Here is a 26,618-nt window from a genome sequence, read left to right as displayed (position 1 = left end):
CCGAGTATGGGTGTTCAAAAAAGCGCAGGACAGAAGCAACAGGAGAACGAAATGGCGATGATGTCGGAATCGACGGGCACGCTGCAAGCGACGCCTGCCACGGAAGGCGCGCCGCGCGCGTTGTCGCAGACGCTCAGCGTGCGCGACGCGGTGATGATCACCGTGTCGGGCGTGACGCCCGCCAGCTCGATCTTCGTGATCGCGCCGTTCGCGATCCAGCAGGCCGGCAGCGGCGCGGTGCTGTCGTTCCTGCTCGGCGGCGTGCTCGCGCTCGCGTTCGCGCTCTGCTACGCGGAGCTCAGCGCCGCGCACCGCAGCGCGGGCGGCGAATACGTGATGGCCAAACGCGTGTTCGGCACGCTGCCCGGCTATCTGACCTTCATCACGGTGCTGTCCGTCAGCGTGTTCATTCCCGCGGTGCTCGCAAGCGGTGCCGCGCCCTACCTGAACAACGCGCTCGGCACGCACTTCAGCAACCAGTCGGTCGCGTTGACGATCGTGTTGCTCAGCTACGTGCTCGGCATGCTGAACATCAAGACGAACGCATGGATCACCGGCGCGTTTCTCGTCGTCGAGATCGGCGTGCTGATGCTGATTGCGGGGCTCGGCTTCGGCTCGCCGCATCGCGGCGCGGACGCACTGTTCGCGCCGGTCGTCGCGAGCGGCAATGCGCTGGTGCCGGCCACGCTCGCGGCGATCGTGCCCGCGATCGGCACGGCGATCTTCTGCTACAACGGCTTCGGCTCCGCCGCCTATCTCGCGGAAGACCTGCGCGGCGGCAACCGCAACGTCGCGAAAGCGGTGATCTATTCGCTGCTGGTGATCCTCGTCGTCGAACTGATTCCGCTCACCGCGATCGTGCTCGGCGCGCCGTCGCTGACGGAACTGACGAAGAGCGCCGACCCGATCGGCTATGTCGTGCGCTCGCTGAGCAACCCGGCGGTGTCGCGCGCGGTCAGCGGCGGGATCTTCCTGTCGGTATTCAACGCGATCATCGCGATCGTGATCACGATGGGGCGCCTGCTGTACAGCAGCGGCCGCCATGCGCTCTGGTCGCGCACCTGCAACCGCGCGTTCTCGACGATCCATCCGCGCTTCGAATCGCCGTGGCTCGCGACGCTCGCGCTCGCCGTGCCGTCGTCGGGGCTGGTGTTCGTGTCGAGTCTCGACGAGCTGACCGCGTTCACGGTCGACCTGCTGTTGCTGATCTACCTGGTCATCGGGCTGGCCGCGCTCGCGAGCCGGCTCGTGCGCCGCGACGTCGAGCATCATTACCGGATGCCGCTGTGGCCCGTGACGCCGCTCGTCGCGGTCGCGGGTGCCGCATACACGCTCTACACGACGCTGGCGACGGCGACCAAGCCGACCGACCTGATCATCATCGGCGCTCTGCTGGTGGCCGCGCTCGCGATGTATGCGGTCTGGGCCCGCCACAGCGATGCGTTCCGCTCGCTCTGAACCACCCGACACACACTGAACCATTGAAAGACTGGAGGAATTGCATCATGCGCACGAGGGATCTCGGCATCCGCATCGGACTCGGCACGCCGGGCCGCTTCAACGCGATCACGGACGTACCGGGCGTGCGGGTTGGACATTGCACGCTGAACGTCGAGAACGGCGATGCATCGATCCGCACCGGCGTGACCGTGATCGAGCCGCGCGCGGGTGCCGCGCACGATTCGCCGTGCTTCGCGGGCGTCCATGTGCTGAACGGCAACGGCGACGCGACCGGGCTCGAATGGATCCGCGAAGCCGGCCTGCTGACGACGCCGATCGCCTATACGAACACGCACAGCGTCGGCGCGGTGCGCGATGCGCTGGTCGCGAACGAACGCGAGGCGGCGGCCGGCCGCGTGTACTGGTGCATGCCGGTCGTGATGGAAACCTACGACGGCCTGCTCAACGACATCTGGGGGCAGCACGTGCGCGCCGAGCACGTGCTGCGCGCGCTGGCCGCCGCACAGTCGGGGCCGGTCGCCGAAGGCGGCGTCGGCGGCGGCACCGGCATGATCTGCCACGAGTTCAAGGGCGGCATCGGCACCGCGTCGCGGGTGGTGACGGCCGACGCGGGCGGCTGGACCGTCGGCGCGCTCGTGCAGGCGAACTACGGCGTGCGCGAGATGCTGCGCGTGGCCGGTTATCCGGTCGGCGACGTGCTGCGGCACGTGCCTTCGCCGTTTCGCGCGCCCGACGGGCAGGGCGAGGCCGGGATGGGTTCGATCGTCGTCACGATCGCGACCGACGCGCCGCTGCTGCCGCATCAATGCACGCGCCTCGCGCAGCGTGCGAGCGTCGGGCTGGCACGCGTCGGCGGCGGCACCGAGGATTCGAGCGGCGACATCTTCCTTGCGTTCGCAACGGGGAACGACGGCTTGCCCGCCGCGAACTACGGCAGCAAGGGCGCGCCGACGACGGCCGTGAAGATGGTGAACAACGACCACATCTCCGCACTGTTCGTCGCCGCGGCGGAAGCAGTGGAGGAAGCGATCGTGAATGCGCTGGTCGCGGGGAGCGACGTCGAGTCGCGCGGCGCGCGGGTCGAAGGGCTGGGGCAGGCGCGCTTGCTGGATGCGTTGCGCGAAGTGGGGTGGCGGCCGGTGCGCGGCGCCTGAAACGGCATGCGCCGCTTCAATCGAAGCGGCGTGGCGGGCAGTGTCGTTGCGGCGATCGGCCGGCTCGTCGTGCACGCGCGCAGGCGATACGTGCGATACGTGCGATGTGCGCGCGGCGGGCCCGGCCGTGACGACGCGGCGTCATGCTCAGCTGCCGAAGTAGACGTTGCAGAAGCTGACGGGGCCGACGCATGCGTTCGGGTCTTCCTGCTTCGATTGCGCACGATCGACGCGGCCCGAGGCCTGGACGGCTTCGGCGCGGTTCGCCGGTTGTTGCGCGACGTCGGCCGGCGCGCTCTGCGCGTGCGCGACGGCGGCGGTGAGCGACAGGGCAACGAGGGCGAGGTGCAGCGGCTTCATTTCGGTTTCTCCTGGGTCAGTGCCAGTCTCGCTGGCAGTGAGGAAACTATAGGCTCGCCCTGCCTGGAAATTAATCACCGCGGGTGCAGAGCTTATTTCCAATCGGAACAAGGGTGACGTTGCGTACGCATCGATCTCCCGCCGACCCTCGTCGGCGCTCAATGACGATGGCGGTTGAACGGCGCATCCTTGTCCAGCAGCGCGCTGCGAATGAAGTGCAGGCAGCCGACGATGCGCTGCATGCGGTGGCGTTCATCGGGCACCGCGTACCATGCGTGCAGCGTGTGCTGCGCGGCGCGAATCGACAGGTTCACCGATTTGAGCGTGCGCGCATGATGGCCCGGCGTCGGATCGTCGAAGAAGCGCGGCAGCTCGTGCAGCACCGCGTCGACCGAGGCGGTCCAGCGCAGCGTCTGCGGCGGTTTCGATTCGCAGAACCCGTGCAGCTCGTCGCGCAGGTCGATCACCGCGTGGCCGACTTCGAGCGTCGAGAGCATCCAGCGCAGTGCGTCGCGATGTTGTCGCGTGCGCTTGACGAGCAGCGTGCGCAGCTGCGCCATCAGGTCGTGCGTGCTCGACTGGAAGCGCGCGGCGAGCCCGTCGCGCGCGCCTTCGCACGCGAACGTGACCTGGCGGCGCAGGTCGTGCGCGATCCGCGACGTGAGCCACGGCATGTGGGTCGGAAACACCACGGCGAACACGATCGAGCAAGCGAGCATCGCGACGACGACGGCGAAGCCGTTGTTGATCAGCACCTCGGGCGTATACGCGATCGCGTTGTCGGGGCCCGCGAGCAGGCAGAAGAACACCGCGAAGCCGATCCCGTAGCCCGACAGGCCCGGGCGCATCGCGAGAAACGCGCCGAGGCCGAGCACCGGCGCGAGTGCCGCGCACAGCAGCGGAAAACCGTCGATGTTCGGATAGACGTAGCAGAGGAACACGTAGCCGACGGCCGTCGCGAACGCCGCGCCGACGCCCATCTGTGCGACGAACTTCGGTGCGCGCGGCGACGTCGAGCTCAGCGCGCACGCGATCGCGGTGGCGATCACGGCGAGCGAGCCGCTCGGCCATTCGGACGCGAGCCAGAACGCGCTCATCGCGCCGACGGCGACGAGCGTGCGCAGGAACGCGAAGCCGACGAAGAACGAATTGGTCTTCACCGCGTAGTGCGTGACCGAGCGTTCGAACGCGTGATCGTCGCGATCGAGCGATGCGTTGGTGTCGGCGTAGCCGAGATACTCGCCGATGAAGCGATACATCAGCTCGATCGCGGTGTCGAAGTCGAGCAGGCCGCCGGCCGCGTGATCCTCGATCGCGCGACGCGAGGCGCGCGCGGCCTTCGGCAACGCGGCGTGAAAGCGGCGCAGTTCGAGCAGTGCGCCGGTGGTCGACGTGACGCCGCGCTGCCGCTCGTCGCGCAATGCGGTGATCCGCTGCGCGAGCGCATCGATGTGCGGCGCGAGTGCGTCGAGCACCGCGTCCGACCGGTTCGCGCGCAGGCGTTTGACGAGCTGGTGCAGCGCATGCAGGCGCGTGCACGCATTCATGAACTCGCTGTTGAGCCGCGCGAGCCGGCGGCTGCGCGCGCGAATGTGCGGATCCTCGAACGACGCGAACGCGCGGTTGGCCTCGAACCCGACGATCTCGTCGACGAAATCGGCGAAGCGCCGCTCGAAGTCGCCGCGCGCGAGGTCGCCCGACAGCGCGCCGGCCGCGAATGCCGCGAACTTCACATGACGCGCGCTCAGCGAGCGCATCAGCGCTTTCGCGGAACTGAGCGGCAGGATCAGCGCGCTGACCGCGCCGGAGCATGCGATGCCGAGCGCGACTTCCGCGGCGCGCGTGAGCGCGGACTGGAACAGCGTCTGCGGCGTCATTACCGCGGGCAGGCCGATCAGCGCGGCGGTGTAGCCGGCGAGCACGAACCCGTACCAGCGGAAATGGCGGTTGCGCACCGCGAGCGCGATGCAGCCGCCGACCCACAGCGTGATGCCGGCCATGTAGAGCTCCGGCTGCTGCGCGAACAGCCCGCCGAGCGCGAGCGCGGCGACGAGGCCGGCCGCCGTGCCGAGCATGCGGTAGAAGCTCTTCGCGAACACCATCCCCGACAGCGGCTGCATCAGCACGAACACGGTCGTCATCGCCGTGCGCGGCTGCGACATCTCGAGCCGCATCGCGATCCCCATCGCGAGCAGCGCGGCGAGCACGGTCTTGGCGAGGTGCAGCCAGATCAGCCCGTCGGTCGCGGCCCAGTCGCGCGCGGCGCCGCCGAGCGGATCGAGCCAGGTTCTCCATCGGGCCGGTTCGATGGAAGGTCGCTCGATCGCAGGTTGTGGCTTCATGAAAAAAAGCGGGGCGCGTGCGGTGCCGCGGCGCGTCCGGACGGGTCCGTTCGACTGGTGAGGCGCCGATTGTAGGAGTGCGGCGCGCGGGCATTAACGCAGCTACGGGGAAACGATAGTTGCAGGCCGCGTAACAATCTGTCGCATCCGCTGGAGGAAAATAGCGGCTCCGCTACAGGTGGCTCACAGGAATGGATACCCTACAAAACATGCGGGTGTTTACGCGCGTCGTCGAGACGGGCAGTTTCACCGCGGCCGCGCAATCGCTGAATTCGACGACGGGCGCGATGTCGCGCGCGGTGTCGGAACTCGAGGCGCGCCTGCGCACCCGTCTGATGAATCGCTCGACGCGCCGCCTCGCGCTGACGTCGGCCGGCGAAAGCTATCTGCGGCGCTGCCGCCAGATTCTTGCCGACGTCGATCGCGCCGAGGAGGAGGCGAGTTGCGCGCACGAACGGCCGGCCGGCGTGCTGCGCATGCACAGCTTCGCGAGCGTCGGCCATCACTATGTGATGCCCGCGCTCACGCGCTACCACACGCAATATCCGGACGTGTCGATCGAGCTGTCGCTGTCGCAGCGCATGCCCGACCTGTTCGACGGCACGAGCGACATGGCGGTCGTGACCGCATCGTCGCTGCCCGACTCGGAGCTCGTGTCGCACCTGCTCGGCTCGACCTTCAGCATCCTGTGCGCGTCGCCCGAGTACGTGAAGCGCCACGGCGCGCCGGCCCGCCCGCAGGATCTCGGCGCGCACGCGTGCCTGACACTTTGCACGCCGGCGTTCCCGACCCACGAATGGGTGCTTGAAGGCGCCGACGGCATCGAGCAGATCCATGTCACCGGGCCGGTGCAGACCAATACGGCCGAGTCGCTTGCGCTCGCGATCCGCGACGGTATCGGGATCGGCATGCTGCCGCTGTATGCGGCGATCGACGCGCTGCAGGACGGTACGCTCGTGCGCGTGCTGCCCGGGCACATCCTGCAGAAGATGAACGTGTATGCGCTGTATCCGTCGCGCCGCTTCATCGACGCGAAGGTGCGCACCTGGGTCGAGATGCTGCGTGCGCAGGTGCCGGGGATGATCGCCCGCGACGTCGAGATGCTGAACGCGATCGACCGCGAGCCGCAGGCTGCCTGATCAGGCAGCCCGAGCGCGAATCCAGGACGAGATGGCCGCGTGCCGGACGGCACGCTGTCCGGCCGCATCCATCGTGACGGACCGGTTCGCGCGATTTCCGCCGTGCCCGCGGGACGCATGTCACGCGGGTGCGGCGTTGCTGCGTGTCTTTACAGCGCGGGCTTTGCCGCCACGCCCGATTCCGTTGCGCCCGCACCGGCCGGGCCATATGCGCGTTGCGCGGCCTTGTGCTCGGCGAGCCGTTTTGCTGCCAGGCGTTCCTGCGCGGCCATGATGTCGTCCGGATAATTGCCGGCGTCGCCGAGCGACGGGTTGTAGCCGACCGATTCGAGGTCGTAGAGCTCCTGCAGCACCTGTGCGCGCGTGACGGGCGCCTTGGCGGACTGAGCGAACGACAGGGCCGGTGCGGCAAGCAGGACGGCAGCGGCGGCGGTAACGACGAGCGATTTCACGATGTTCTCCAGTAGACGGGGTGTGAGGCCGGTCCGGTGATCGGCGCGCGATCCGAACCGTCGATGCCAGTCTATGCAGCACACGCGCGCACAAAAACCCCGATTCCGGGCAGGCAGCTCTCCAGATGGAACAACATTGGTGCAGGTCGCCCACAGCGCGCGAACCCGTCCGCCAGGACAGGGTCCTGGCGGACGGGCGACGGGCGCTCACGCGGCGCGGAACTCAGAACCGCGTGCGCATGCCGATCGTGCCGACGATCTGGTTCGCGGTGCTCGAGGCGCCGCCCGACGTGTTGATGAAGGCCTGGTAGCCGCGGCCCGACGCGTGCTGGTACATCGCTTCCGCGTACAGGTCGGTGCGGCGCGACAGCTTGTACACGGCCTGCAGGTCGACCTGATGCCACTTCGGATCGGTGCCGTGCTTGCTGTCCGGGTTCGACACGCTGGCGTCCGTGTACACGTAGGCCGCGCCGAGACTGACGGCCGGCGTCACCGCATAGCGCACGTTCACGTCGTAGTTGTTGAACGCGACCTGGCCGGTGGAACCGAACGAGCCCGAGTTGTCGTACTGCGAGCGCGTATAGACGAAGCCGACCGTCGCCGGACCGAACACGTAGCTGACACCGCCGCCGTACGAGCGCATGCGGTCCGCGCCCACCGACCAGCCGCCCTGGCTCACGCTCTTCGCTTCGGCCACGTCGGTCGCGCCCGGGCTTGCGCTCGTCGAGCCCTTCGTGCCGTTCATCTGCAGGTACGCGCCGGCCAGCTTCAGCGGGCCGTTCGTGTAGCTTGCCGCGACGCTGTACGCGCGGTTGCCGGCGAAGTTCGTCGAGTTGGAGAAGCCGTACAGCGCGCCGACCTTGAAGCCCGCGATCGTGTCGCTCGTGTACTTCACCGCGTTGTTGATGCGCACCGAGTGGTTCAGGTTGTCGTTGTCGAACGGATGCGCGAAGCCGGTATCGCCGAAGTCGCCGGCCGTCGCGGACAGCGGCGCGACGAAGTCGACCATCGTGTCGTACTGGCGGCCGAGCGTCAGCGTGCCGTAGCCGCTGCTGGTCAGGCCGACATACGCGTGGCGGCCGAACAGCTTGCCGTCCTGCCCGAGCGCGCCGTTGTTCACGTTGAAGCCGTTCTCCAGGACGAACAGCGCCTTCAGGCCGCCGCCGAGATCTTCCGTGCCGCGCAGGCCGAAGCGGCTGCCGTTGACCGTGCCGGAGGTCATGCGCCACAGCGATGCGCCGCCGGCGTTGTTGGTGTAAGCGATGCCGGCGTCGATCAGGCCGTACAGTGTGACCGAGCTCTGGGCGTGCGCGAGCGGGGCGAAGAGTGCGGCGGCGGATGCGGCGGCAATCAGGGTTTTGTTCGTTTTGTGCATGTAACAGCTCCTGCGTGTGGGACGGGTGACCAAAGTTCGGCGCAAGTGTAGGGGCGGGGTCGCGCGATTCCGGCCGCAGGCGCGCGAGTACACCGTTGCGAGTTGCGCAAGAGTGCGTCACACGGCGTTCACAAATCGGTCCGGAGGCCGGACGGCGTGCGTTTTCGCCGACGGCGCGACGCGAGCGGTCGGGCGGCCGCGCATGCCGTGTCGCGCATTGACAACACGCGCGTCGCCGGCGCGGGAGTTGATCGCCGCGCCGCGCGCGTGGAGAATGGGCAGACCATTGCCGAGATCCGGAGCCCCCGATGACCACGCCGCGCCGTCCTTCCTTGAGTGCCGCGCTGTGCTACCGCGACCCGAAAGCCGCGCTCGCGTGGCTCGAACGCGCATTCGGCTTCGAGCGCGCGCTGGTCGTCACCACGCCGGAAGGCGACATCGCGCACGCCGAAATGAGATTCGGCGACGGGCTCGTCATGATCGGCGGCGCGTGGGCCGACTTCATCGCGTCGCCGCAGGACACGGGCAACCGGAACACGCAGCACGTCCACGTGCATCTTCCCGACGACGCCGACATCGACGCGCACTGCGAACGCGCACGTGCGGCCGGCGCGGAGATCCTGCAGGCGCCGGCCGACCAGTTCTACGGCGATCGCATGTATCGCGCGCGCGATCCCGGCCGGCATGTGTGGACGTTCGGCAAGCACGTGCGCGACGTGACGAACGACGAGATGAGCGCGGCGACCGGCCTGACGATCGAGGATTTCAAATAAGCGCGGCACGCATCGCAGGAGCCGGTTTTTCCCCACCACGCGGCGCGCTGACGCCGCATGACGCCTGGACCCACCATGAACCTCTTCAATGCACGCCTGCGCGGCCGCGACGGGCTGTTCACGATCGGCATCGACGGCGACCGGATCGCGCGGATCGACGCGCAGGCCGCGCCGGTCACATCGGTCGGCGCCGGCGATGTCGATGCGGGCGGCCGTCTCGCAATTCCGCCGCTCGTCGAACCGCATATCCATCTCGATGCGGTGCTCACGGCCGGCGAGCCGGCCTGGAACATGAGCGGCACGCTGTTCGAGGGCATCGAGCGCTGGTCCGAGCGCAAGGCGACGATCACGCACGAGGACACGAAGGCGCGCGCGCATGCGGCGATCGGCATGTTGCGCGATCACGGCATCCAGCACGTGCGCACCCATGTCGACGTCACCGATCCGACGCTGGCCGCGCTGAAGGCGATGCTCGAAGTGAAGGACGAGGCGCGCGGGCTGATCGACCTGCAGATCGTCGCGTTTCCGCAGGAAGGCATCGAGTCGTTCGACGGCGGCCGCGCGCTGATGACGCAGGCGATCGAACTCGGCGCGGACGTTGTCGGCGGGATCCCGCATTTCGAGAACACGCGCGAGCAGGGCGTCAGCTCGATCCGCTTCCTGATGGAGCTGGCCGAGCGCACCGGCTGCCTTGTCGACGTGCACTGCGACGAGACCGACGATCCGCATTCGCGCTTTCTGGAAGTCCTCGCGGAAGAGGCGCGCGTGCGCGGCATGGGCGCGCGCGTGACCGCGAGCCACACGACCGCGATGGGCTCGTACGACAACGCGTATTGCTCGAAGCTGTTCCGGCTGCTGAAGCGCGCGGGCCTGAACTTCGTGTCGTGCCCGACCGAGAGCATTCATCTGCAGGGGCGCTTCGACACGTTTCCGAAGCGGCGCGGGCTCACGCGTGTCGCGGAACTCGATCGCGCGGGCCTGAACGTGTGCTTCGGACAGGATTCGATCAAGGATCCGTGGTATCCGCTCGGCAACGGCAACATCCTGCGCGTGCTCGACGCCGGCCTGCACATCTGCCACATGATGGGCTACCAGGACCTGCAGCGCTGCCTCGACTTCGTGACCGATCACAGCGCGACGACGATGCATCTCGGCGACGGCTACGGGATCGCGGTCGGGCGGCCGGCGAACCTGGTCGTGCTCGATGCCGACAGCGACTATGAAGCCGTGCGCCGGCAGGTGAAGGCCACGCTGTCGGTGCGCCACGGGAAGGTGATCATGCGGCGCGAGCCGGAGCGCGTCACGTATCCGGAGTGACGCGAATGCGGCGACGGCGGCGCACGGCGGCACGCCCCCGTCGGGAACTGCCGTCTTTCTTGTATGCGCTGAATGCATGAGTTGATCAGAAAAATACGTTTGTCTCATGAGAGATCGACGCCTACGATGCGGTCCTGACGGCGGCGTGCATGGTGCGCGCCGTCTTGTCGATCATCGTCCGCCGACCTCATGCGCCTCGATCTTCCGTCTGCTCCCGTGTCTTCCTCGCCGTCCGCCAGTCCGTTCGCGCGGATGGCTGCCGTCACGATCCTGACCGGCGTCGGCGCGGGTGTCGGTGGGATGCTGCTCGCGCTGCTGCTGCACGCGATCCAGCACGTCGCGTACGACTACAGCCTCGCGCACGTGGTCGGCATCGAGAGCTTCCTTACCGGCGTGAGCCAGGCCGACCCGCTGCGCCGGCTCGCGGTGCTCGTCGTCTGCGGGCTGGTCGCGGGCGGCGGCTGGTGGGCGCTGTACCGCTACGGCCGGCCGCTCGTCAGCATCCGCCGTGCCGTGCGTGCCGCCGATCCGCGGATGCCGTTCGTCAGCACGACGGTGCACGCGCTGCTGCAGATCGTCACCGTTGCGCTCGGTTCGCCGCTCGGCCGCGAAGTCGCGCCGCGCGAGATCGGCTCGCTGCTGGCCGGGCAGTTCGCGCACCGCGCGGGGTTGACGCCCGCCGACTGCCGGCTGATGGTCGCGTGCGGCGCGGGTGCCGGGCTCGCGGCCGTCTACAACGTGCCGCTCGGCGGTGCGGTGTTCGTGCTCGAAGTGCTGCTCGGCACGTTCGAACTGCGCGCGCTGGTGGTGGCCGTCGTCACCTCGGCGATCGCGGCGGCCGTCGCATGGATCGGCCTCGGCAACGAACATCAGTACACGGTGCCTGCGTTCGTGCTGAGTACGCCGCTCGTCGCGTGGTCGATCGTCTGCGGGCCGCTGTTCGGTTTCGCCGCGTACGGCTTCGTGCGGCTCACGAGCCGCGCACGGGCCGACGCGCCGAAGGGCCGGCTGCTGCCGGTGCTCGCGCTGGTCAACTTCGCGGTGATCGGCGTGCTCGCGATGCGCTTTCCGCAACTGCTCGGCAACGGCAAGGGGCCGGCTTCGATGGGCTTCGACGGCACGCTGACGATCGGGCTCGCGGCGACGCTGCTCGTTCTGAAGGTGGCGATCGAGGCGGGCAGCCTGCGCGCGGGGGCGGAGGGCGGGCTGCTGACGCCCGGTCTCGCGAACGGCGCGCTGCTCGGCGTCGTGCTCGGCGGGATGTGGAGCCTCGTGTGGCCGGGCGCGTCGATCGGCGGATGCGCGCTGGTCGGCGCGACCGCGTTCCTCGCCGCGTCGATGCAGATGCCGATCACGGCCGTCGTGCTGCTGCTCGAATTCACGCGCGCGAATCACGACAGCCTGGTGCCGATGCTGCTGGCCGTGGCGGGCTCGCTGGTTGCGTACCGGTTCGCGCAGTGCGTGGTGGAGGGACGGCTCGGGGCGGCCGCGGCCGTCGCCACGCCGGTGACGGCGACCCGGTAGCCCTCCTCGGCACAGGCTGCGGCGCGCGGGCTGCGCCGCTGAAGTGCATCGATCTATATCACGGCAAGGAACTGGACGCCGCCGCGAAGCAGCACGTATTACGCCCGAACAGCACCTATCGGATCGAGCATTCGCCGAAGCCGCAGTAGCGATAAGACGCCGTTGCGCAATGCAACGGCGCGCCCGATGCCGTTTCGCCGACGCTATTCAAGCGTCCGGATCGAATTGCTGATTCCGCGCGCGCAGTCGATCACCGCCGGCGCGAGCTTGCGGCGCGCATCGTCGAACGTCCAGCGGCTCGTCGGCGCGACCACGTGCACGGCCGCGACCGGCTGCCCCTGGCTGCCGAGCACGGGCGCGGCAATCGACATGTCCCCGATGAACAATTCTTCCTGGTTGGTCGCGTAGCCTTCGCGCCGTGCACCGTCGAGCAATGCGACGAGTTCGTCGAGCGCCGTGACCGTACGCGGCGTATGCGGCGTACGCACCATGCCGTCGAGCCGCACACGCGCTTCCTGCGGCGGCAACGCGCTCAGGAATGCACGGCCGCTGCCGGTGCAGTACATCGGGATACGGCTGCCGATCGGCATGTGGATCGGCACGAACTTCGTCGATACGAAACGCGCGACGTAGACCATTTCGTCGTCGTCCGGCTCGGTGAGATTGGTGGTCTCGCCGGTCAGGTTCGTGAGCTCGGACAGGAACGGATTCGCGACGTCGATCAACGTATCGGCCGCGAGATAGTTGAAGCCGATCCGCATCACGTGCGGCGTGAGCTGGAAACGCCGCGTGACCGGATGCTTGCGGATGTAACCGAGCTGCTCGAGCGTATAGACCATCCGCTGCGCGGAGCTTTTCGTGATCCCTGCCGCGTCGGCCACTTCCGCCAGCGTCATCGTGCGCCGCTTCGCGCTGAACGCGCGCAGCACGTTGAGCCCTTTTTCCAGCGACTGATTGAACAGCAGATCGTTTGATTGATCGGGTGACGTTTCCATGGCGAGGGGCGTGATCGATTCGATATCGCATCCTATCGTATCGAATATCGATACGCAAAAATCTTTTTGCGATATTTTTGATTCGTTTTAAGATCGGGTCATCGTCGCAGTGTCGATCAGCGGCCGGCCGACGCACCGGGTTAATCGAGAAGGAGACGTCATGGTTTCGTTCATCAAGCGGTTCGGCGCACTGGCCGCCGGTTTCGCCACCTGTATCGCACTCTCGACGGCTTCGGCGAGCGCCGTTGCGGCCGAGCCCACGCTGAAGATCGGCGCGACGGCCACCGGCGTGCCGTTCACGTTTCTCGACGTCAAGAGCAATTCGATCCAGGGGATGATGGTCGATGCGATCACCGCGGCCGGGAAGTCGGCCGGGTTTCGCGTCGACGTGCAGCAGACCGTGTTTTCGGCGCTGATCCCGTCGCTCACCACGCAGAAGATCGACATCATCTCGGCCGCGATGCTGAAGACGCCTGCGCGCCAGCAGGTCGTCGATTTCTCCGACACCGTCTACTCGTTCGGCGAAGGCCTGATCGTGAAGGCCGACGATCCGGGCCGCTATACGTCGATGGACGATCTCAACGGGCAGGTGGTCGGCGCGCAGGTCGGCACCGCGTTCGTCGATGCGCTCAACAAGAAGGGCATCTTCAAGGAAGTCCGGACCTATGATTCGATCGCCGACATCATGCGCGACGTCGCACTCGGGCGCATCAAGGCCGGCTTCGCCGACCAGCCGATCGTCGCTTACCAGATCGAGCACGGCGTCAATCGCCAGGTGCGGCTCGTGCCGGAATACCAGAGCGTGGTGAAGGGGCAGGTCTGCTTCATCGTGCGCAAAGGCGACAACGCGACGCTCGAACAGCTCAACGGCGCGATCCGCAAGATGAAGAGCGACGGCACGCTGCAGCAGATCCTGCAGAAGTGGCACATGAGCTGAGCACCGGCGCCCGATTCCCGTCCGGCATCGCCCGCGCGTCGCGGGCATCCACCGCGGCGCGCCGTTCGGGCGTCGCATAGGAGACCTCATGTTTTTTCAGAACGCGATCGATTTCCTGCCGATCCTGCTGAAGGGCGCGGTGATCACCGTCGAGATCACGGCATGCGCGTTCGTGCTCAGCTCGGTGCTCGGACTGATCCTCGCGCTGATGAAAGTGTCGCGCAACCGGGCGGTGTCGACGGCCGGCAGCACGATCGTCAACGTGATCCGCGGGCTGCCGATCATCGTGCAACTGTTCTACATGTACTTCGTGCTGCCCGATCTCGGCGTGCAACTGTCGGCGTTCCAGGCCGGCGTGCTCGGCCTCGGCATCGCGTATTCGGCGTACCAGGCCGAGAACTTCCGCGCCGGCATCGAGGCAATCGATCGCGGCCAGATCGAAGCCGCGCACGCAATCGGCATGCGCGGCCCGATGATCATGCGGCGCGTGGTGCTGCCGCAGGCGTTCCGCATCGCGCTGCCGCCGTACGGCAATACGCTCGTGATGCTGCTGAAGGATTCATCGGTCGCGTCGACGATCACGGTCGCGGAAATCACGCGTGCCGGCCAGCTGATCGCGTCGTCGACGTTCCAGAACATGAGCGTCTACACGCTCGTCGCGCTGCTGTATCTCGCGCTCGGCCTGCCGCTGATGTTCGGCGTGAACCGGCTCGGCAAGCGGCTCGCACTGAGGAGGGGCGCATGATCAGGATCGAATCGATACACAAGCGGTTTCAGCAACACGCGGTGCTGAAGGGCGTGAGCCTCGACGTGCAGCAGGGTGAAGTCGTGTGCCTGATCGGGCCGTCCGGTTCCGGCAAGTCGACCGTGCTGCGCTGTATCAACGGTTTCGAGACCTACGACGAAGGGGCGATCACGATCGACGGCGTGAAGGTCGACGCACATTCGAAGCGCATCCACGAGCTCCGGATGCGCGTCGGCATGGTGTTCCAGCGCTTCAACCTGTTCGCGCACCGCACGGCGCTCGAGAACGTGATGGAAGGGCCGGTGCACGTGCGTCGCAGGCCGGCCGAGCAAGCGCGCGAGCAGGCCCGCGCGCTGCTCGACAAGGTCGGGCTCGCGCACCGGATGAATGCGTATCCGTCGGAGCTGTCGGGCGGCCAGCAGCAGCGCGTCGCGATCGCACGCGCGCTCGCGATGGAGCCGCAGGCGATCCTGTTCGACGAACCGACGTCGGCGCTCGACCCCGAACTCGTCGGCGAAGTGCTCGGCGTGATGCGGGGGCTCGCCCGCGACGGAATGACGATGGTGGTCGTCACGCACGAGATGGCGTTCGCACGCGAGGTGGCCGATCGCGTGTGCTTCCTGCACGACGGCACCATCTGCGAAAGCGGGCCGGCGCGCGCCGTGCTGACGCAGCCGACGCATCCCCGCACGCAGGAATTCCTGCGCCGCCTGCTGGCGTCGGACGGCGCCGACAACCCGGATCGAACATGAGTGCAACGAACGCGGCACCCGGATGGCCCGACTCGCCGTGGCCGGATTCGCTATGGGCGGCGACCGCCGCGCCGGCACCCGATACGCCCGCGCTCGACGCGTCCGTATCGTGCGACGTGGCGATCGTCGGCGCCGGTTTCACCGGCCTGTCGACCGCACTTCACCTGGCCGAGCGCGGCGTGAACGTTCGCGTGATCGACGGCGCGCAGCCGGGCTGGGGCGCGTCGGGCCGCAACGGCGGGCAGGTGATTCCCGGGCTGAAATACGACCCGGACGAACTGGTGCGCCGGTTCGGCGATGCGGCCGGCGAGCAGCTTGCCGGCATCGTCGGCGGCGCGGCCGACACCGTGTTCGACCTGATCGCGCGGCACGCGATCGACTGCGATGCGCGTCGCCACGGCTGGATCCAGCCGGCGCCGACCGCCGCGATGCTCGACACGGTCGCGCGCCGGGCGCAGCAATGGGCCGCGCGCGGTGCGCCGGTCGAGGTGCTCGGCCGCGACGACGTCGCGCGGCGGCTCGGCACGCATGCGTATGCGGGCGGCTGGATCGATCGCCGCGCGGGCAGCGTGCAGCCGCTCAGCTATACGCGCGGCCTGGTGCGCGCCGCGCAGGCGAGCGGGGCCGTCGTGCACGGCTCGACCCGCGCCGTCGGGCTGACACGCGTCGACGGCCGCTGGCGGATCGCGACGTCGGGCGGCGCGACGCTGTCCGCCCAGCGCGTCGTGATCGCGACCAACGGCTATACGGACGGGCTGTGGCCCGGCTTGCGCCAGTCGGTGATCGCCGCGAACAGTTTCATCGTCGCGACGGAACCGCTCGCGCCGGAGCTTGGTCGCGACATCCTCTCCGGCGGCGAGGTCGCATCGGATGCGCGGCGTCTGCTGCTGTACTTCCGCCGTGACGCCGCCGGGCGCCTGCTGATGGGCGGCCGCGGCCCGTTCGCCGAACCGCGTGCGCCGGGTGACTGGCGCCATCTCGAGCGCGCGACGACGCTGCTGTATCCGCAACTGAAGGGCGTCCGGTTCGAATACCGCTGGGCGGGGCGCGTCGCGATCACCGCGGATTTCCTGCCGCACGTGCACGAGCCCGCGCCGGGCGTGACGATCGCGCTCGGCTACAACGGTCGCGGTATCGCAATGGCGACGACGCTCGGCAAACATCTGGCCGCGCATCTGTCGGGCGATGCGCAACTGCCGCTGCCGTTCCGGGTCACGCAGATCCGGCCGATTCCATTGCACGGGCTGCAGCGCTTCTATATCGCGGCCGGGGTCGCGTGGTATCGGCTGCTCGACAGCCTGTCCTGACGCCGGTGCGAGGGCGGGTCGCCATCCATCGTCCGATCGGGCAGAATCGGCCTGCCGCCTTTCCACCGACGGACGCCGCATGACCGATCCGACCGAACCTCCCGCCCGCCGCGCTTACGCGAGCTTCGCGCAACGCTACGCGGACATCGCGCCGACCAAGGCGCACAACGCACTCTACGAGCGTCCGACAACGATGGCACTGCTCGGCGACGTCGACGGCCTGACGGTGCTCGACGCCGGCTGCGGGCCCGGCATCTGCAGCGCGCACCTCGCGCGCCACGGCGCGACCGTCCACGCATTCGACATCACGCCCGAGATGGTCGCGCTCGCGCAAACGCGCTGCGCAGGCCTCACGGTCGACGTCGTGGAGGGCGACCTGGAGGCGCCGCTCGCATGGCTGCCCGACGCGTCGGTCGACAAGGTGCTGTGCTCGCTCGCGCTCGACTACGTGCGCGACCTCGCCCCGACGCTGCGTGAATTCAGACGCGTCGCACGGCTCGGCGGGACGCTCGTGTTCTCGATGGCGCACCCGATGCGCGACTGGATGGACGAGCGTACACGCGGGGACGCCACGTACTTCGATACGAGCCGTTTCGGCTTCCACTGGTCGGGTTTCGGCGAACCGAAGCCCTATGTCGAAGCGTGGCGCCGGCCGCTTGCCGACATCCTGAACGCGCTCGCCGACGCCGGCTGGCGGCTCGACCGGTTCGTCGAACCGACGCCGCTGCCCGAGATGAAGGCCGTGTCGGAGCGGCTCCATGCGGAGCTGTCGCTGGCGCCGGCGTTCCTCTGCATTCGCGCGCAGCGCTGACCAAAAGCGGCGGCGGGCCAGCCGTCAGCGTGCCGGCTCGTCGGTCAGCGTGCCGAGAAACGCTTCGATATCCTTGATGTCCTGCTCGGTCATCGCGGGCTGGTCGCCGGGCTTGCGGTCGAACGGCGCATCCGTCACGTCGACGTTCGCGCGGTACCTCGCCGGGATGTCGTCGTACACGTCGACCTTGCCGTCCGCGCCGCGCAGATAGAACTTCTGCGGCGAGATGCTGCGCTCGTTGTAGAACGCCATCACCTGGTCGAGCGTATGGAACACGCCGTTGTGGAAGAACACATGGCGCGTCGCCGCGTTGCGCAGCGTCGGCGTGAGGAACATCGCGCAGTACTGCGTCTGGTCCTTCAGGTCCGCGCGGAACGGCCCGCACACGCCGAGATCGTAGAACGCCGGGTTGCGGTTCTGCGCGAGCGCCTTGTTGCGCGGCGCGCCGAGCGCCTCGTACTGGTAGTCGGTAAACATCGGCGGCAAGCCGTCCTTGCCGGGCTTCGACAGGTGGCAGCCGGCGCAATTCGCCTTGTCCGGATCGTTGAAGAGCTTCAGCCCGCGCAACTCTGCCTGCGTGAGGCGCGCGCGGCCTTCGAGCCAGCGATCGTACTTGCTGTTGTACGGATGGAACGACGGATCCTCGACCTGATAGCGCGCGATCGCGAACGTCGCCTCCGACACCGCGAGCTGCGGCGTGGAGAACACACGCGGCCCGAACAGCTGCTCGAACTGCGCGCGATGCGGCGACTGCGCGAGCTTGCGCGCGACATCGTCGATGCTCGCATTGGCCATCTCGACCGGATTCAGCAGCGGCCCGAACGCCTGCTGCTGCAACGTATCGGCGCGGCCGTCCCAGAACATCCCGCCCTGCGGCACCAACTGCGGCGCGGCCGACGTGCCGGCCACCTTCTGCGCCTTGACGACGCCGGCCGCGGATGCCGCCTGCTGCGCGACGCTCGGCGCGGCGTCGTTTTCGCCGGCATCGGGGCCGATGCTGAAGTTGGGCTGGCGATACAGGTACATCAGCGACGGCGGCGGGCGGTAGCCCTGCTGCGTCATCGCGAGGCCGCCCGGCTGCACGTCGAGCCCGTTCGGCGGGCCGTATGCATGATCGGGGCTGTGGCACGACGCGCACGACTGCTTTCCGGAGGCCGACAGCGACGGATCGGCGAACAGTGCGCGCCCGAGTTGCGCGACCGCCGACAGCGGCTGCGCGGCCGGGCGCTGCAGCACGACCGGATGCGGATTCGCACCCGTCCAGCCGGCGACGACGTCGCCGATCGCCGCCGGCGTACGGGCCGGAAACGCGATCGCGAACGCGCCGTAACCGAGCACGGCCATGCCGAGCGCGAACGCCGCGCGGCGCAGCACGCGGGCAGGGGAACGCGGCGCTGCGGCGCCGGCGGCGTCGGGAGAGGGAAACGCGGGACGGGCTGTCATGCTGTCGGTCGAAAATCGGGCACCGTGTGAAAGCGGCGCGTCAAATGGAAACGGCCGGCGCACGACGCGCCGGCCTACTACTTTGCTTCTGCCGGTTACGCGATGCCGGTCAGATCGACGGCGCCGCGCTCAGCACGGTGCCTTGCGCCGGATCGAGATACAGCGGCGTCGTGTTCGGCTTCGACGAGAAGTCGAACAGCCCGCGCAGGTCGCCGGCCGTCGCATCGAACGAACCGCCGCCGATGCGCTGGCCGCCGAGCCAGTTGTCCTCGATGAAGCGCACGACGGACGCCTGGTCGATCAACGTGTGGTCGACGTAGTTCTGCTTCGCGTACGGCGAGATCACGACCAGCGGGATGCGCACACCCGGGCCGCAGCGGCCGTTCACCGTGCCGCCGTTCACGCCGGTGGTGCCGCCCGAGCCGCACTTGCCGTTGCCGTTCACCTGGTCGACCGCGTCGGACGACGCACGGGTCGGTGCCGTGTACGCGTGGTCGTACCAGCCGTCCGAGTCGTCATAGGTGACGATCACGGCCGTGTTCTGCCAGTCCGGCTGCTGCTGCAGGAAGTTGACGACCTTCGTCACGAACGCCTGCTCGTCGAGCGGATCCGAGTAGCCGGCGTGCGCATCCTGCGCGGCCGGCGCCTTCAGGAAGCTGACCGACGGGAAGTTGCCGGCCTTCACGGCCGCGAAGAAGTCGTCGGTGTCGTACTGGTGGTTCGCCGGTTCGGCCGTCTTGCCGTCGGCTTCGAAGCTCGAGCCGATCGCCGCGACCGCGCTCGGGCGCGTGTGCTGCGGGTTCGCGGTCGACGCGTAGTACTGGAACCAGTTGTGGTGCGGGATGTAGTCGGTCGTCGCGGCGTTCACGGCGGTGGCGACCGTGCTGCGGCTGCAGCCGGTCGTGCCGTTGCTGTTGGTCGTCGACAGGTTGAAGCCGCCCATGAAGCCGCCCCACGTGATCTTCGCGCCGTTCAGCAGGTCGCCGATGTTCTTGCCGCTCATCATCGCCTGGTCGGTCGTGCTCGAGCACACGTCGAAGCCCGGGTCGACGTCGTTGATCATCGTGAAGCCGCCCTGGCCGTCGTTGATGTAGTACGAGGTGGCGGCGAGCGTCGACGGCTGCTTCGACGTCTTGACGATCTGCATCCCGTTGGTCTGGCCCGACACGACGTTCAGCGCGCCCGGCGTCGACGGGCCGTAGACCGTCGTGTACGCGTTGTCGCTCATCGCGAAGCGCTGCGCGTAGTTCCACAGCGCGGTCACGGTGTTGCCGTCGAAGTAGCCCATCACCTGGCCCTTCGTGCCGAATGCGCCGGCGCCGCCGGACGAACCCTTGCCGGTGTATTTCGGGAACAGGTCGGCGAGGCCGTTGTCCTCGGCCTGCTGCTCGGCCGTGTACGCGTGGTTCTGGTCGGCGGTCGCGGCCTGCGTGCGGTCGAGGCGGAACGGGTTCGCGGCGTCGGTGCCGTTGGCCGTGTTCGTGAAGTTCGGGTTCGCGGTGAGCAGCGTGCCCGTCAGCCCGTTGATCGCCGGCGTGCCGGGCTTCGCGTTGAAGGCCGGTTCGCCGGACGGGTTCGACGCGTTCGGGTAGGTACCGAAGTAGTGGTCGAACGACACGTTTTCGCCGTAGATCACGACGACGTGCTTGATCGGCGTGGCGGTCTGCAGCGCGTCCTGCGACGACACGGCGGGCGTCGACGTGGGATCGTCGCTGCCGCCGCAGGCGAACAGCGCAAGCGCCGCGGCTGCGCAGGCGGTGACGAGCAAGGCTTGACGGAACATCGGGAAACTCCAGGTAGGCTTTCGACGGTGAAGATCGACCCCGTCGCCGTGTCGGTCCGGCGCGGAACGCGATAAAGCACCGGCATTGAAGCAGTTCGGTATGAAGATATGGGGGCGGACCGGTTTCGCGACGGTTGCGCCGCGGTATCGATTCCATTACGGCGCGACGCGGCGCGAAAGAAAGCGGAAAGGGGCCACGCGGATGCAACCTGGGCGACACATTGGGCGGCGGGCACGGTCACGGTCGTGCATGCCGCGCGGGGCGGGCGGCAGCGCGCGGCGGGCCGGTTCGCGGGGTGCCGGGCCGCGTTCTTTTTTTGACAATCGTGTGACGCATTCATACGATGGTTGGCCCGCGGCGACGATTTCGCGTTGCCGGCCGTCAGCGAGTACTCAACGTGCCGATTCCCGTTCTGTTTGCCGTCCTGTGCGCCGCCTTCCTGCATGCGTCGTGGAATGCGCTCGTGCGCAGCAGCGGCGACCGGTTGCGCTCGGCCACGGTGCTGCAGATCGCGATCGGGCTGTTCGCGCTGCTGTTCCTGCCGGCCGCCGCGCCGATCACGCCCGCGAGCTGGGCCTGCGTCGTCGCATCGGCGGTGCTCCACGTCGTCTATACGCTGCTGCTGGTGCGCGCTTACGAGCACGGCGACCTGAGCGTCGCGTATCCGGTCGCACGCGGCACCGCGCCGCTGCTCGTCACGCTGGGCGCGGCGGCGTTCGCGGGCGAGCGCCTGAACGCGGGTGCGCAAGGCGGGCTCGTGCTGATCTGCGCCGGCATCATGACGATCGGGCTGGAGCGCGGACGCGGCGCGCGGCACCGGATGACGCAGGTGCTGCCGACTGCGTTCGCCACCGGCGTATCGATCGCCGCGTACAGCGTGGTCGACGGGATCGGCGTGCGGGAAAGCGGCAGCACGGTCGGCTATACGGCGTGGATGTTCGTGCTGACCGGCTTGCTGATGGCCGCGTACTACCGGCTGCGGGCGGGGCCGCTGCGGCTCGCGCAGGATGTCGGTGAAACGGCGAAGGCCGCATGCGGCGGCGTGTGCGCGGCGCTCGCATACGGGATCGTGATCTGGGCGATGGAGCGTGCGCCGATGGGGCCGGTATCGGCGCTGCGCGAAACGAGCGTGGTGTTCGCGGCGCTGATCGCGCGCGTCTATCTCGGCGAGCGGCTGACGCCGCGTCGCGCCGGCGGGTGTCTGGTGATTGCGTGCGGGGCGTTGCTGATCAGCGCGTTCGAGGCGGTGCGCTGAGCGCGGCTGCCGAACCGGGCATCGCCCCGCCGGTCGCGTGGCGCCGCATCAGCCTTCCACCGGCATCGCACTCGTGCACTTGATCTCGTCGAGGCACACGCTCGAATGCACGCCGCTCACGCCGGGAATCCGCATCAGCGTTTCGAGCAGGAACGTGGACAGCCCCTTCAGGTCGCGCGCGACGACCTTCAGCACGTAGTCGATATCGCCCGTCACCGAGAAACACTCCTGGATCTGCGCGAGATCCGACACGAGTTTCTGGAACTTCGACAGGTCGCGGATATGCCCGCGCTCCATCGTCACGTGCACGAACGCGGTGACGCCGAACCCGAGCGTGTCGGGGCACAGACGGGTTTCGTAACGGCGGATCGCGCCGATCTCCTCCAGCCGGCGGTGGCGTCGCAGCGTCTGCGCGGGCGACAGGCCGACGGCCTTCGCCAGGTCGAGGTTCGACGCACGGCCGTTCTCCTGCAGCACCGACAGCAAATGGCGATCGATGCGATCGAGAACCGGTTCAGGCATTTTTGTTTCCTCATCTGTCTCCCGGGCGCAATCTTATCTCATAATGTAGGGTTTGCATGAGCCGGTTACGCAACCCGATTTCGCTGTCGCGACGCTAAACTGACGCCGGATTTTCGTGTGCGCCTGCAGCAAGGCGGCGAGAGCGACGGTCGGTGGCCGGTCTGGTGGGCCTGCCGACAGGAATCGGGGGTCGCCACGCGAAGATTGCAGTCCCCAACCCGGCGGCTCCACGAACGGCCGCCGGCACAGCAAAACAGCGCCCGGCACACCGAGGCGCGCCGCACCGCTTCCGGCGGAGGCGGGCAAAATGGAGAAGACATGGTTTCTGGAAACGAGAAGGACGGCCTGAAGCGGGGGCTGAAGAACCGGCACATCCAGCTGATCGCGCTCGGTGGCGCGCTCGGCACGGGGTTGTTCCTCGGCATCGCGCAGACGATCAAGATGGCCGGCCCGTCCGTGCTGCTCGGCTACGCGGTGGCCGGCGTCGTCGCGTTCTTCATCATGCGCCAGCTCGGCGAGATGGTGGTCGACGAGCCGGTCGCCGGCTCGTTCAGCTATTTCGCCGACAAGTACGTCGGCCACTTCACCGGCTTCCTGTCCGGCTGGAACTACTGGGTGCTGTACATCCTCGTCAGCATGGCCGAGCTGTCGGCCGTCGGGATCTACGTGCAGTACTGGTGGCCCGGCGTGCCGACCTGGGTGTCGGCGCTGGTGTTCTTCGTCGCGATCAACCTGCTGAACCTGGCGAGCGTGAAGTCGTACGGCGAGACGGAATTCTGGTTCTCGATCATCAAGGTCGCCGCGATCGTCGGGATGATCGGCTTCGGCGGCTGGCTGCTCGCGAGCGGCCATGCGGGGCCGGAAGCGAGCGTCGCGAACCTGTGGCAGCACGGCGGCTTCTTCCCGAACGGCGTGTCGGGGCTCGTGATGTCGATGGCGGCGATCATGTTCTCGTTCGGCGGACTGGAGCTGATCGGCATCACCGCGGCCGAGGCCGACGATCCGAAGCACAGCATTCCGCGCGCGACCAACCAGGTGATCTACCGGATCCTGATTTTCTACATCGGCGCGCTCGCCGTGCTGCTGTCGCTGTATCCGTGGGAGAAGGTCGTCACCGGCGGCAGCCCGTTCGTGCTGATCTTCCACGCGCTGAGCAGCAACCTGGTCGCGAACGTGCTGAACGTGGTCGTGCTGACGGCCGCGCTGTCGGTCTACAACAGCGGCGTGTACAGCAACAGCCGGATGCTGTTCGGCCTCGCGAAGCAGGGCAACGCGCCGAAGGTGCTGTGCTCGGTGAACAAGCGCGGCATTCCGCTCGCCGCGCTCGGCGCGTCGGCGCTCGCCACCGGCGCGTGCGTGCTGGTCAACTACTTCATGCCGGGCAAGGCGTTCGAGGTGCTGATGGGCCTCGTCGTGTCGGCGCTGATCATCAACTGGGCGATGATCACGCTGATCCACCTGAAGTTCCGCCAGGCCAAGCGCATCGCCGGAGAGCAGACTTCGTTCCGCAGTCTGGGCTATCCTTTCACGAATTACCTGTGCCTGGCGTTCATGGCCGGCATTCTCGTCGTGATGTACCTGACGCCGGATCTCCGCCTGTCGGTGTACCTGATTCCCGTATGGCTCGCGGTGCTCGCGGTCGGGTATCGCTTCCGTCAGAAGAATGCGGACTATGTGATGCGCGATGGCGCGTCCGCGCGCTGACACGGGCATCCCGACCATTCTTCCAAACGAGACCGACATAGCCATGTTCGAACACATCGACGCGTACCCGGGCGATCCGATCCTGACGCTCAACGAGAACTTCCAGAAAGATCCGCGCGATCAGAAGGTCAACCTGAGCATCGGCATCTATTTCGATGCCGAAGGCCGGATTCCCGTGATGGGGGCCGTGCGCGAAGCCGAAACCGCGCTGCAGCGCGACCTCGGCCCGAAGCCTTACCTGCCGATGGTCGGCCTCGCCGCGTATCGCGACGCCGTGCAGGCGCTGGTGTTCGGCGCCGATCATCCGGCGCGCGCGGCCGGCCGCATCGCGACCGTGCAGACGCTGGGCGGCTCGGGCGCGCTGAAAGTGGGCGCCGATTTCCTGAAGCGCTACTTCCCGGACGCGCAGGTGTGGCTCAGCGACCCGAGCTGGGAAAACCACCGCTTCATCTTCGAGCGCGCGGGCTTCACGGTGAACACGTACCCGTACTACGACGAAGCGACGGGCGGCCTGAAGTTCGACGCGATGCTCGCGGCGATCGACGCGCTGCCGGCGCGCAGCATCGTATTGCTGCACGCGTGCTGCCATAACCCGACCGGCGTCGATCTCGACGAAGGCCAGTGGGAGAAGCTGATCGACGTGATCGAGGCGCGCGGGCTGCTGCCGTTCGTCGACATGGCGTACCAGGGCTTCGGCGCGGGCCTCGACGCGGACGCGTTCGCCGTGCGCGAACTGGCCCGCCGCGGCGTGCCGGCGCTCGTCGCGAACTCGTTCTCGAAGAACTTCTCGCTGTACGGCGAGCGCGTCGGCGGCCTGAGCGTCGTCTGCGACGATGCGGCCGCGGCCGAGCGCGTGCTGGGCCAGCTGGCCGGCGCGGTGCGCTCGAACTACAGCAACCCGCAAACCTACGGCGCGAAGGTCGTGGCGACCGTGCTGAACACGCCCGCGCTGCGCAAGCAGTGGGAAGAGGAACTCGCCGCGATGTGCCGCCGGATCGCGCGGATGCGCCAGTCGATCCACGACGGCCTGCGCGACTACGTCAGCGGCGAAGCCCTCACGCGCTACGTGAAGCAGCGCGGGATGTTCACGTACACGGGCCTGACCGAATCGCAGGTCGACGCGCTGCGCGAAGTGCACGGCGTGTACATCCTGCGTTCGGGCCGCATGTGCGTCGCGGGGCTGAACGATTCGAACGTCGGCATCGTCGCGGATGCGATCGGCAAGGTGCTGAAGAGCGGCGTCTGACCGGCGCGCCCCCGGGCGCCCGATCGCATCGCATGAACCGGCTGTCTCCCCCGCGGAGGCAGCCGGTTTTTTCTTGCGCGGCGGCGGCGCGGCGGTACGATGGCGGATCGAACGCAAGACGAAGGAGCGGCATGGCAATTCGAATCGTACGGCTCGGCACGCCGCGCGCGGCGGGCGAGGGCCTGAGGATCGGCACGGTGCGGCGGCCGCCGCGCGGGGTACCCAAGGCGGAATTCGCATCGCGCAACTACTATGATGTGTGGCTGCCGACGCTGTCGCCGAGCCCCGAGCTGGTCGCGCAGGCGCAGGCGGCCGAAACCGATGCCGAATGGCGTGCGTTCACGCGCCACTTCCGCGCGGAAATGGCGCACGGCGACGCACCGAAGGTGCTGGACCTGCTCGCCGCGCTGTCGGCGACGAGCGCGTTCTCGATCGGCTGCTACTGCGAGGACGAGCGCCGCTGCCATCGCAGCGTGCTGCGCGAACTGCTGGCGGAGCGCGGCGCGGCGATCGACGCGGAAGCGGGCTGAGCGCCCGTCGGGCGTCGCTTCGTGCGGCGCAGCGAACCGGTTGACGTGGGTCAAGCGTGCGGTGCCGCGGGCCGCTATGCTCATGTCATGAATTGCCCCGACGATGAAGGCGGACAGATGCAGATTGCCTTTCCACCCGAACCGCCCGAATATTGCGCGCGCGATCTGGTCGTCGCGTTTTCGGCGCTGGTCGACGGCCGCTGCGTGCAGTGCGCGATCACGGCCGAAGCACTGGAAGACCATTTCGGTGCGCCGTCGCTGCTGGAGCGGGATTTGCTGCACGCGTTCGATGCGCACCGGTCGGCGATCGAGGCGAAGGCACGACAAATGCTCGACGAAATCGGCGGCCGGCCGGTGTTGCTGCACAGCGGTCACTTCCGGATGGACGGCTGATTCCGCAGGAGGAGGCATGACACTGCAAGGCACGATTCATGAACGCGACTGGTCGGTCGAGATCGAGACGCGACAGTGCGAATCCGGCGAGTTCCGCTGCCGCGTGTCGGTCGAGCACGGCGCGGGCCCGGCGCGCTTTCACCACACGTTCGAGCACAGTCATGCGTATCCCACGGAGCACGAGGCCGCGATCGAAGGGTTGCGGGCCGGGATGACGTGGATCGAAATGAAGGCGTCGCAGACGTTCAGCATGTGAACCGCCTCGCGCCGGCGCGGCGCGGAGGCGATGCTGCCGCG

General features: G+C 68.0%; 25 protein-coding genes. 17 read left to right on the top strand and 8 right to left on the bottom strand.

From position 1 onward, the window contains the following. Positions 1–51: 51 nt before the first annotated feature. Positions 52–1,458 (top strand): APC family permease, encoded by a 1,407-nt coding sequence (locus DIE02_RS04335; RefSeq protein ID WP_124484889.1) that lies wholly within the window; start codon positions 52–54, stop codon positions 1,456–1,458. Positions 1,459–1,505: 47 nt separating this feature from the next. Next, a complete protein-coding gene (locus tag DIE02_RS04330) occupies positions 1,506–2,615 on the top strand; it encodes a P1 family peptidase (RefSeq protein ID WP_124484888.1) in 1,110 nt (369 codons plus the stop codon). Between the two features lie 147 nt (positions 2,616–2,762). On the opposite strand, the gene DIE02_RS04325 is transcribed toward DIE02_RS04330, so the two are convergent. Together DIE02_RS04325 and DIE02_RS04320 are read right to left on the bottom strand one after the other, a co-directional pair. Then, complete coding sequence (locus tag DIE02_RS04325) at positions 2,763–2,975, bottom strand: hypothetical protein (RefSeq protein ID WP_044843047.1); 213 nt, start codon at positions 2,973–2,975, stop codon at positions 2,763–2,765. A gap of 158 nt (positions 2,976–3,133) precedes the next feature. Beyond that, positions 3,134–5,317, bottom strand: a complete 2,184-nt coding sequence (locus tag DIE02_RS04320) for an FUSC family protein (RefSeq protein ID WP_124484887.1) — start codon at positions 5,315–5,317, stop codon at positions 3,134–3,136. A gap of 191 nt (positions 5,318–5,508) precedes the next feature. On the opposite strand from DIE02_RS04320, the gene DIE02_RS04315 reads away from it, so the two are divergent. Further along, positions 5,509–6,456 carry a LysR family transcriptional regulator gene (locus DIE02_RS04315; RefSeq protein WP_124484886.1) on the top strand — a complete coding sequence of 316 codons (948 nt, stop codon included), beginning with the start codon at positions 5,509–5,511 and terminating at the stop codon, positions 6,454–6,456. Positions 6,457–6,605: 149 nt separating this feature from the next. Here DIE02_RS04315 and DIE02_RS04310 read toward each other — a convergent pair whose 3' ends face one another. Continuing rightward, entirely contained in the window at positions 6,606–6,908 is a 303-nt protein-coding gene (locus DIE02_RS04310) for a DUF4148 domain-containing protein (RefSeq protein WP_124484885.1), read from the bottom strand. 223 nt (positions 6,909–7,131) lie between these two features. Further along, a complete protein-coding gene (locus DIE02_RS04305; RefSeq protein ID WP_044843051.1) occupies positions 7,132–8,283 on the bottom strand; it encodes a porin in 1,152 nt (383 codons plus the stop codon). A gap of 308 nt (positions 8,284–8,591) precedes the next feature. On the opposite strand from DIE02_RS04305, the gene DIE02_RS04300 reads away from it, so the two are divergent. The 3 genes from DIE02_RS04300 (at position 8,592) to DIE02_RS04290 (ending at position 11,897) form a co-directional block, all read left to right on the top strand. Beyond that, the gene (locus DIE02_RS04300; protein ID WP_124484884.1) at positions 8,592–9,056 is read left to right on the top strand and encodes a VOC family protein; all 465 of its coding nucleotides are present in this window, start codon (positions 8,592–8,594) and stop codon (positions 9,054–9,056) included. 75 nt (positions 9,057–9,131) lie between these two features. Next, positions 9,132–10,373 carry a cytosine deaminase gene (codA, locus tag DIE02_RS04295; protein ID WP_124484883.1) on the top strand — a complete coding sequence of 414 codons (1,242 nt, stop codon included), beginning with the start codon at positions 9,132–9,134 and terminating at the stop codon, positions 10,371–10,373. A 189-nt stretch (positions 10,374–10,562) separates the two neighbouring features. Beyond that, entirely contained in the window at positions 10,563–11,897 is a 1,335-nt protein-coding gene (locus tag DIE02_RS04290) for a chloride channel protein (RefSeq protein WP_124484882.1), read from the top strand. Positions 11,898–12,100: 203 nt separating this feature from the next. Here the strand turns inward: DIE02_RS04290 and DIE02_RS04280 are convergent, their stop codons facing one another. Further along, positions 12,101–12,892 carry an IclR family transcriptional regulator gene (locus DIE02_RS04280; RefSeq protein WP_059700324.1) on the bottom strand — a complete coding sequence of 264 codons (792 nt, stop codon included), beginning with the start codon at positions 12,890–12,892 and terminating at the stop codon, positions 12,101–12,103. A 160-nt stretch (positions 12,893–13,052) separates the two neighbouring features. Between DIE02_RS04280 and DIE02_RS04275 the strand changes: the two genes are divergently transcribed. The 5 genes from DIE02_RS04275 (at position 13,053) to DIE02_RS04255 (ending at position 17,444) form a co-directional block, all read left to right on the top strand. After that, positions 13,053–13,829 carry an ABC transporter substrate-binding protein gene (locus DIE02_RS04275; RefSeq protein WP_124484880.1) on the top strand — a complete coding sequence of 259 codons (777 nt, stop codon included), beginning with the start codon at positions 13,053–13,055 and terminating at the stop codon, positions 13,827–13,829. Positions 13,830–13,917: 88 nt separating this feature from the next. Next, positions 13,918–14,574 carry an amino acid ABC transporter permease gene (locus DIE02_RS04270; RefSeq protein ID WP_059690035.1) on the top strand — a complete coding sequence of 219 codons (657 nt, stop codon included), beginning with the start codon at positions 13,918–13,920 and terminating at the stop codon, positions 14,572–14,574. Then, positions 14,571–15,326 carry an amino acid ABC transporter ATP-binding protein gene (locus DIE02_RS04265; protein ID WP_124484879.1) on the top strand — a complete coding sequence of 252 codons (756 nt, stop codon included), beginning with the start codon at positions 14,571–14,573 and terminating at the stop codon, positions 15,324–15,326. Before DIE02_RS04270 ends, DIE02_RS04265 begins: the two co-directional genes overlap by 4 nt. Next, on the top strand, positions 15,323–16,633 hold the full coding sequence (locus DIE02_RS04260; RefSeq protein WP_124484878.1) for an FAD-binding oxidoreductase: 1,311 nt from the start codon (positions 15,323–15,325) through the stop codon (positions 16,631–16,633). The genes DIE02_RS04265 and DIE02_RS04260 overlap by 4 nt, the downstream gene beginning before the upstream one ends. Positions 16,634–16,712: 79 nt before the next feature. Beyond that, entirely contained in the window at positions 16,713–17,444 is a 732-nt protein-coding gene (locus tag DIE02_RS04255; protein WP_124484877.1) for a class I SAM-dependent methyltransferase, read from the top strand. 24 nt (positions 17,445–17,468) lie between these two features. On the opposite strand, the gene DIE02_RS04250 is transcribed toward DIE02_RS04255, so the two are convergent. Together DIE02_RS04250 and DIE02_RS04245 are read right to left on the bottom strand one after the other, a co-directional pair. Further along, positions 17,469–18,887 (bottom strand): cytochrome-c peroxidase, encoded by a 1,419-nt coding sequence (locus DIE02_RS04250; RefSeq protein WP_124484876.1) that lies wholly within the window; start codon positions 18,885–18,887, stop codon positions 17,469–17,471. A gap of 109 nt (positions 18,888–18,996) precedes the next feature. After that, positions 18,997–20,670 carry a phospholipase C gene (locus DIE02_RS04245; RefSeq protein ID WP_124484875.1) on the bottom strand — a complete coding sequence of 558 codons (1,674 nt, stop codon included), beginning with the start codon at positions 20,668–20,670 and terminating at the stop codon, positions 18,997–18,999. Between the two features lie 344 nt (positions 20,671–21,014). On the opposite strand from DIE02_RS04245, the gene DIE02_RS04235 reads away from it, so the two are divergent. Next, on the top strand, positions 21,015–21,926 hold the full coding sequence (locus DIE02_RS04235) for an EamA family transporter (RefSeq protein WP_124484874.1): 912 nt from the start codon (positions 21,015–21,017) through the stop codon (positions 21,924–21,926). 48 nt (positions 21,927–21,974) lie between these two features. Here DIE02_RS04235 and DIE02_RS04230 read toward each other — a convergent pair whose 3' ends face one another. After that, a complete protein-coding gene (locus DIE02_RS04230) occupies positions 21,975–22,448 on the bottom strand; it encodes an Lrp/AsnC family transcriptional regulator (protein WP_044843065.1) in 474 nt (157 codons plus the stop codon). A 318-nt stretch (positions 22,449–22,766) separates the two neighbouring features. On the opposite strand from DIE02_RS04230, the gene DIE02_RS04225 reads away from it, so the two are divergent. The 5 genes from DIE02_RS04225 (at position 22,767) to DIE02_RS04205 (ending at position 26,577) form a co-directional block, all read left to right on the top strand. Continuing rightward, entirely contained in the window at positions 22,767–24,152 is a 1,386-nt protein-coding gene (locus DIE02_RS04225) for an amino acid permease (RefSeq protein WP_124484873.1), read from the top strand. A gap of 43 nt (positions 24,153–24,195) precedes the next feature. Next, complete coding sequence (locus tag DIE02_RS04220) at positions 24,196–25,398, top strand: amino acid aminotransferase (protein WP_124484872.1); 1,203 nt, start codon at positions 24,196–24,198, stop codon at positions 25,396–25,398. A gap of 131 nt (positions 25,399–25,529) precedes the next feature. Next, entirely contained in the window at positions 25,530–25,928 is a 399-nt protein-coding gene (locus DIE02_RS04215; RefSeq protein WP_124484871.1) for a DUF488 domain-containing protein, read from the top strand. A gap of 117 nt (positions 25,929–26,045) precedes the next feature. After that, on the top strand, positions 26,046–26,321 hold the full coding sequence (locus DIE02_RS04210) for a DUF1488 domain-containing protein (protein WP_124485074.1): 276 nt from the start codon (positions 26,046–26,048) through the stop codon (positions 26,319–26,321). Between the two features lie 16 nt (positions 26,322–26,337). Next, positions 26,338–26,577, top strand: coding sequence for a UDP-glucose 4-epimerase (locus DIE02_RS04205; protein ID WP_124484870.1), 240 nt, complete (start codon positions 26,338–26,340; stop codon positions 26,575–26,577). The last annotated feature ends 41 nt before the right edge of the window (positions 26,578–26,618 follow it).

Origin of the sequence: Burkholderia sp. Bp8991, assembly GCF_003853795.1 — a bacterium.
Taxonomy (GTDB): domain Bacteria; phylum Pseudomonadota; class Gammaproteobacteria; order Burkholderiales; family Burkholderiaceae; genus Burkholderia.
Note: the sequence above shows the minus strand (reverse complement) of the source record. Positions and strands in the feature narration are given on the sequence as shown.

Coding starts and splice junctions, on each gene's coding strand:
- DIE02_RS04325 (WP_044843047.1), bottom strand. CDS start 2,975: ATGAAGCCGCTGCACCTCGCCCTCGTTGCCCTGTCGCTCACCGCCGCC.
- DIE02_RS04205 (WP_124484870.1), top strand. CDS start 26,338: ATGACACTGCAAGGCACGATTCATGAACGCGACTGGTCGGTCGAGATC.
- DIE02_RS04230 (WP_044843065.1), bottom strand. CDS start 22,448: ATGCCTGAACCGGTTCTCGATCGCATCGATCGCCATTTGCTGTCGGTG.
- DIE02_RS04305 (WP_044843051.1), bottom strand. CDS start 8,283: ATGCACAAAACGAACAAAACCCTGATTGCCGCCGCATCCGCCGCCGCA.
- DIE02_RS04210 (WP_124485074.1), top strand. CDS start 26,046: ATGCAGATTGCCTTTCCACCCGAACCGCCCGAATATTGCGCGCGCGAT.
- DIE02_RS04335 (WP_124484889.1), top strand. CDS start 52: ATGGCGATGATGTCGGAATCGACGGGCACGCTGCAAGCGACGCCTGCC.
- DIE02_RS04330 (WP_124484888.1), top strand. CDS start 1,506: ATGCGCACGAGGGATCTCGGCATCCGCATCGGACTCGGCACGCCGGGC.
- DIE02_RS04265 (WP_124484879.1), top strand. CDS start 14,571: ATGATCAGGATCGAATCGATACACAAGCGGTTTCAGCAACACGCGGTG.
- DIE02_RS04275 (WP_124484880.1), top strand. CDS start 13,053: ATGGTTTCGTTCATCAAGCGGTTCGGCGCACTGGCCGCCGGTTTCGCC.
- DIE02_RS04270 (WP_059690035.1), top strand. CDS start 13,918: ATGTTTTTTCAGAACGCGATCGATTTCCTGCCGATCCTGCTGAAGGGC.
- DIE02_RS04300 (WP_124484884.1), top strand. CDS start 8,592: ATGACCACGCCGCGCCGTCCTTCCTTGAGTGCCGCGCTGTGCTACCGC.
- DIE02_RS04280 (WP_059700324.1), bottom strand. CDS start 12,892: ATGGAAACGTCACCCGATCAATCAAACGATCTGCTGTTCAATCAGTCG.
- codA (WP_124484883.1), top strand. CDS start 9,132: ATGAACCTCTTCAATGCACGCCTGCGCGGCCGCGACGGGCTGTTCACG.
- DIE02_RS04315 (WP_124484886.1), top strand. CDS start 5,509: ATGGATACCCTACAAAACATGCGGGTGTTTACGCGCGTCGTCGAGACG.
- DIE02_RS04225 (WP_124484873.1), top strand. CDS start 22,767: ATGGTTTCTGGAAACGAGAAGGACGGCCTGAAGCGGGGGCTGAAGAAC.
- DIE02_RS04260 (WP_124484878.1), top strand. CDS start 15,323: ATGAGTGCAACGAACGCGGCACCCGGATGGCCCGACTCGCCGTGGCCG.
- DIE02_RS04320 (WP_124484887.1), bottom strand. CDS start 5,317: ATGAAGCCACAACCTGCGATCGAGCGACCTTCCATCGAACCGGCCCGA.
- DIE02_RS04215 (WP_124484871.1), top strand. CDS start 25,530: ATGGCAATTCGAATCGTACGGCTCGGCACGCCGCGCGCGGCGGGCGAG.
- DIE02_RS04245 (WP_124484875.1), bottom strand. CDS start 20,670: ATGTTCCGTCAAGCCTTGCTCGTCACCGCCTGCGCAGCCGCGGCGCTT.
- DIE02_RS04290 (WP_124484882.1), top strand. CDS start 10,563: ATGCGCCTCGATCTTCCGTCTGCTCCCGTGTCTTCCTCGCCGTCCGCC.
- DIE02_RS04220 (WP_124484872.1), top strand. CDS start 24,196: ATGTTCGAACACATCGACGCGTACCCGGGCGATCCGATCCTGACGCTC.
- DIE02_RS04235 (WP_124484874.1), top strand. CDS start 21,015: ATGGTTGGCCCGCGGCGACGATTTCGCGTTGCCGGCCGTCAGCGAGTA.
- DIE02_RS04250 (WP_124484876.1), bottom strand. CDS start 18,887: ATGACAGCCCGTCCCGCGTTTCCCTCTCCCGACGCCGCCGGCGCCGCA.
- DIE02_RS04255 (WP_124484877.1), top strand. CDS start 16,713: ATGACCGATCCGACCGAACCTCCCGCCCGCCGCGCTTACGCGAGCTTC.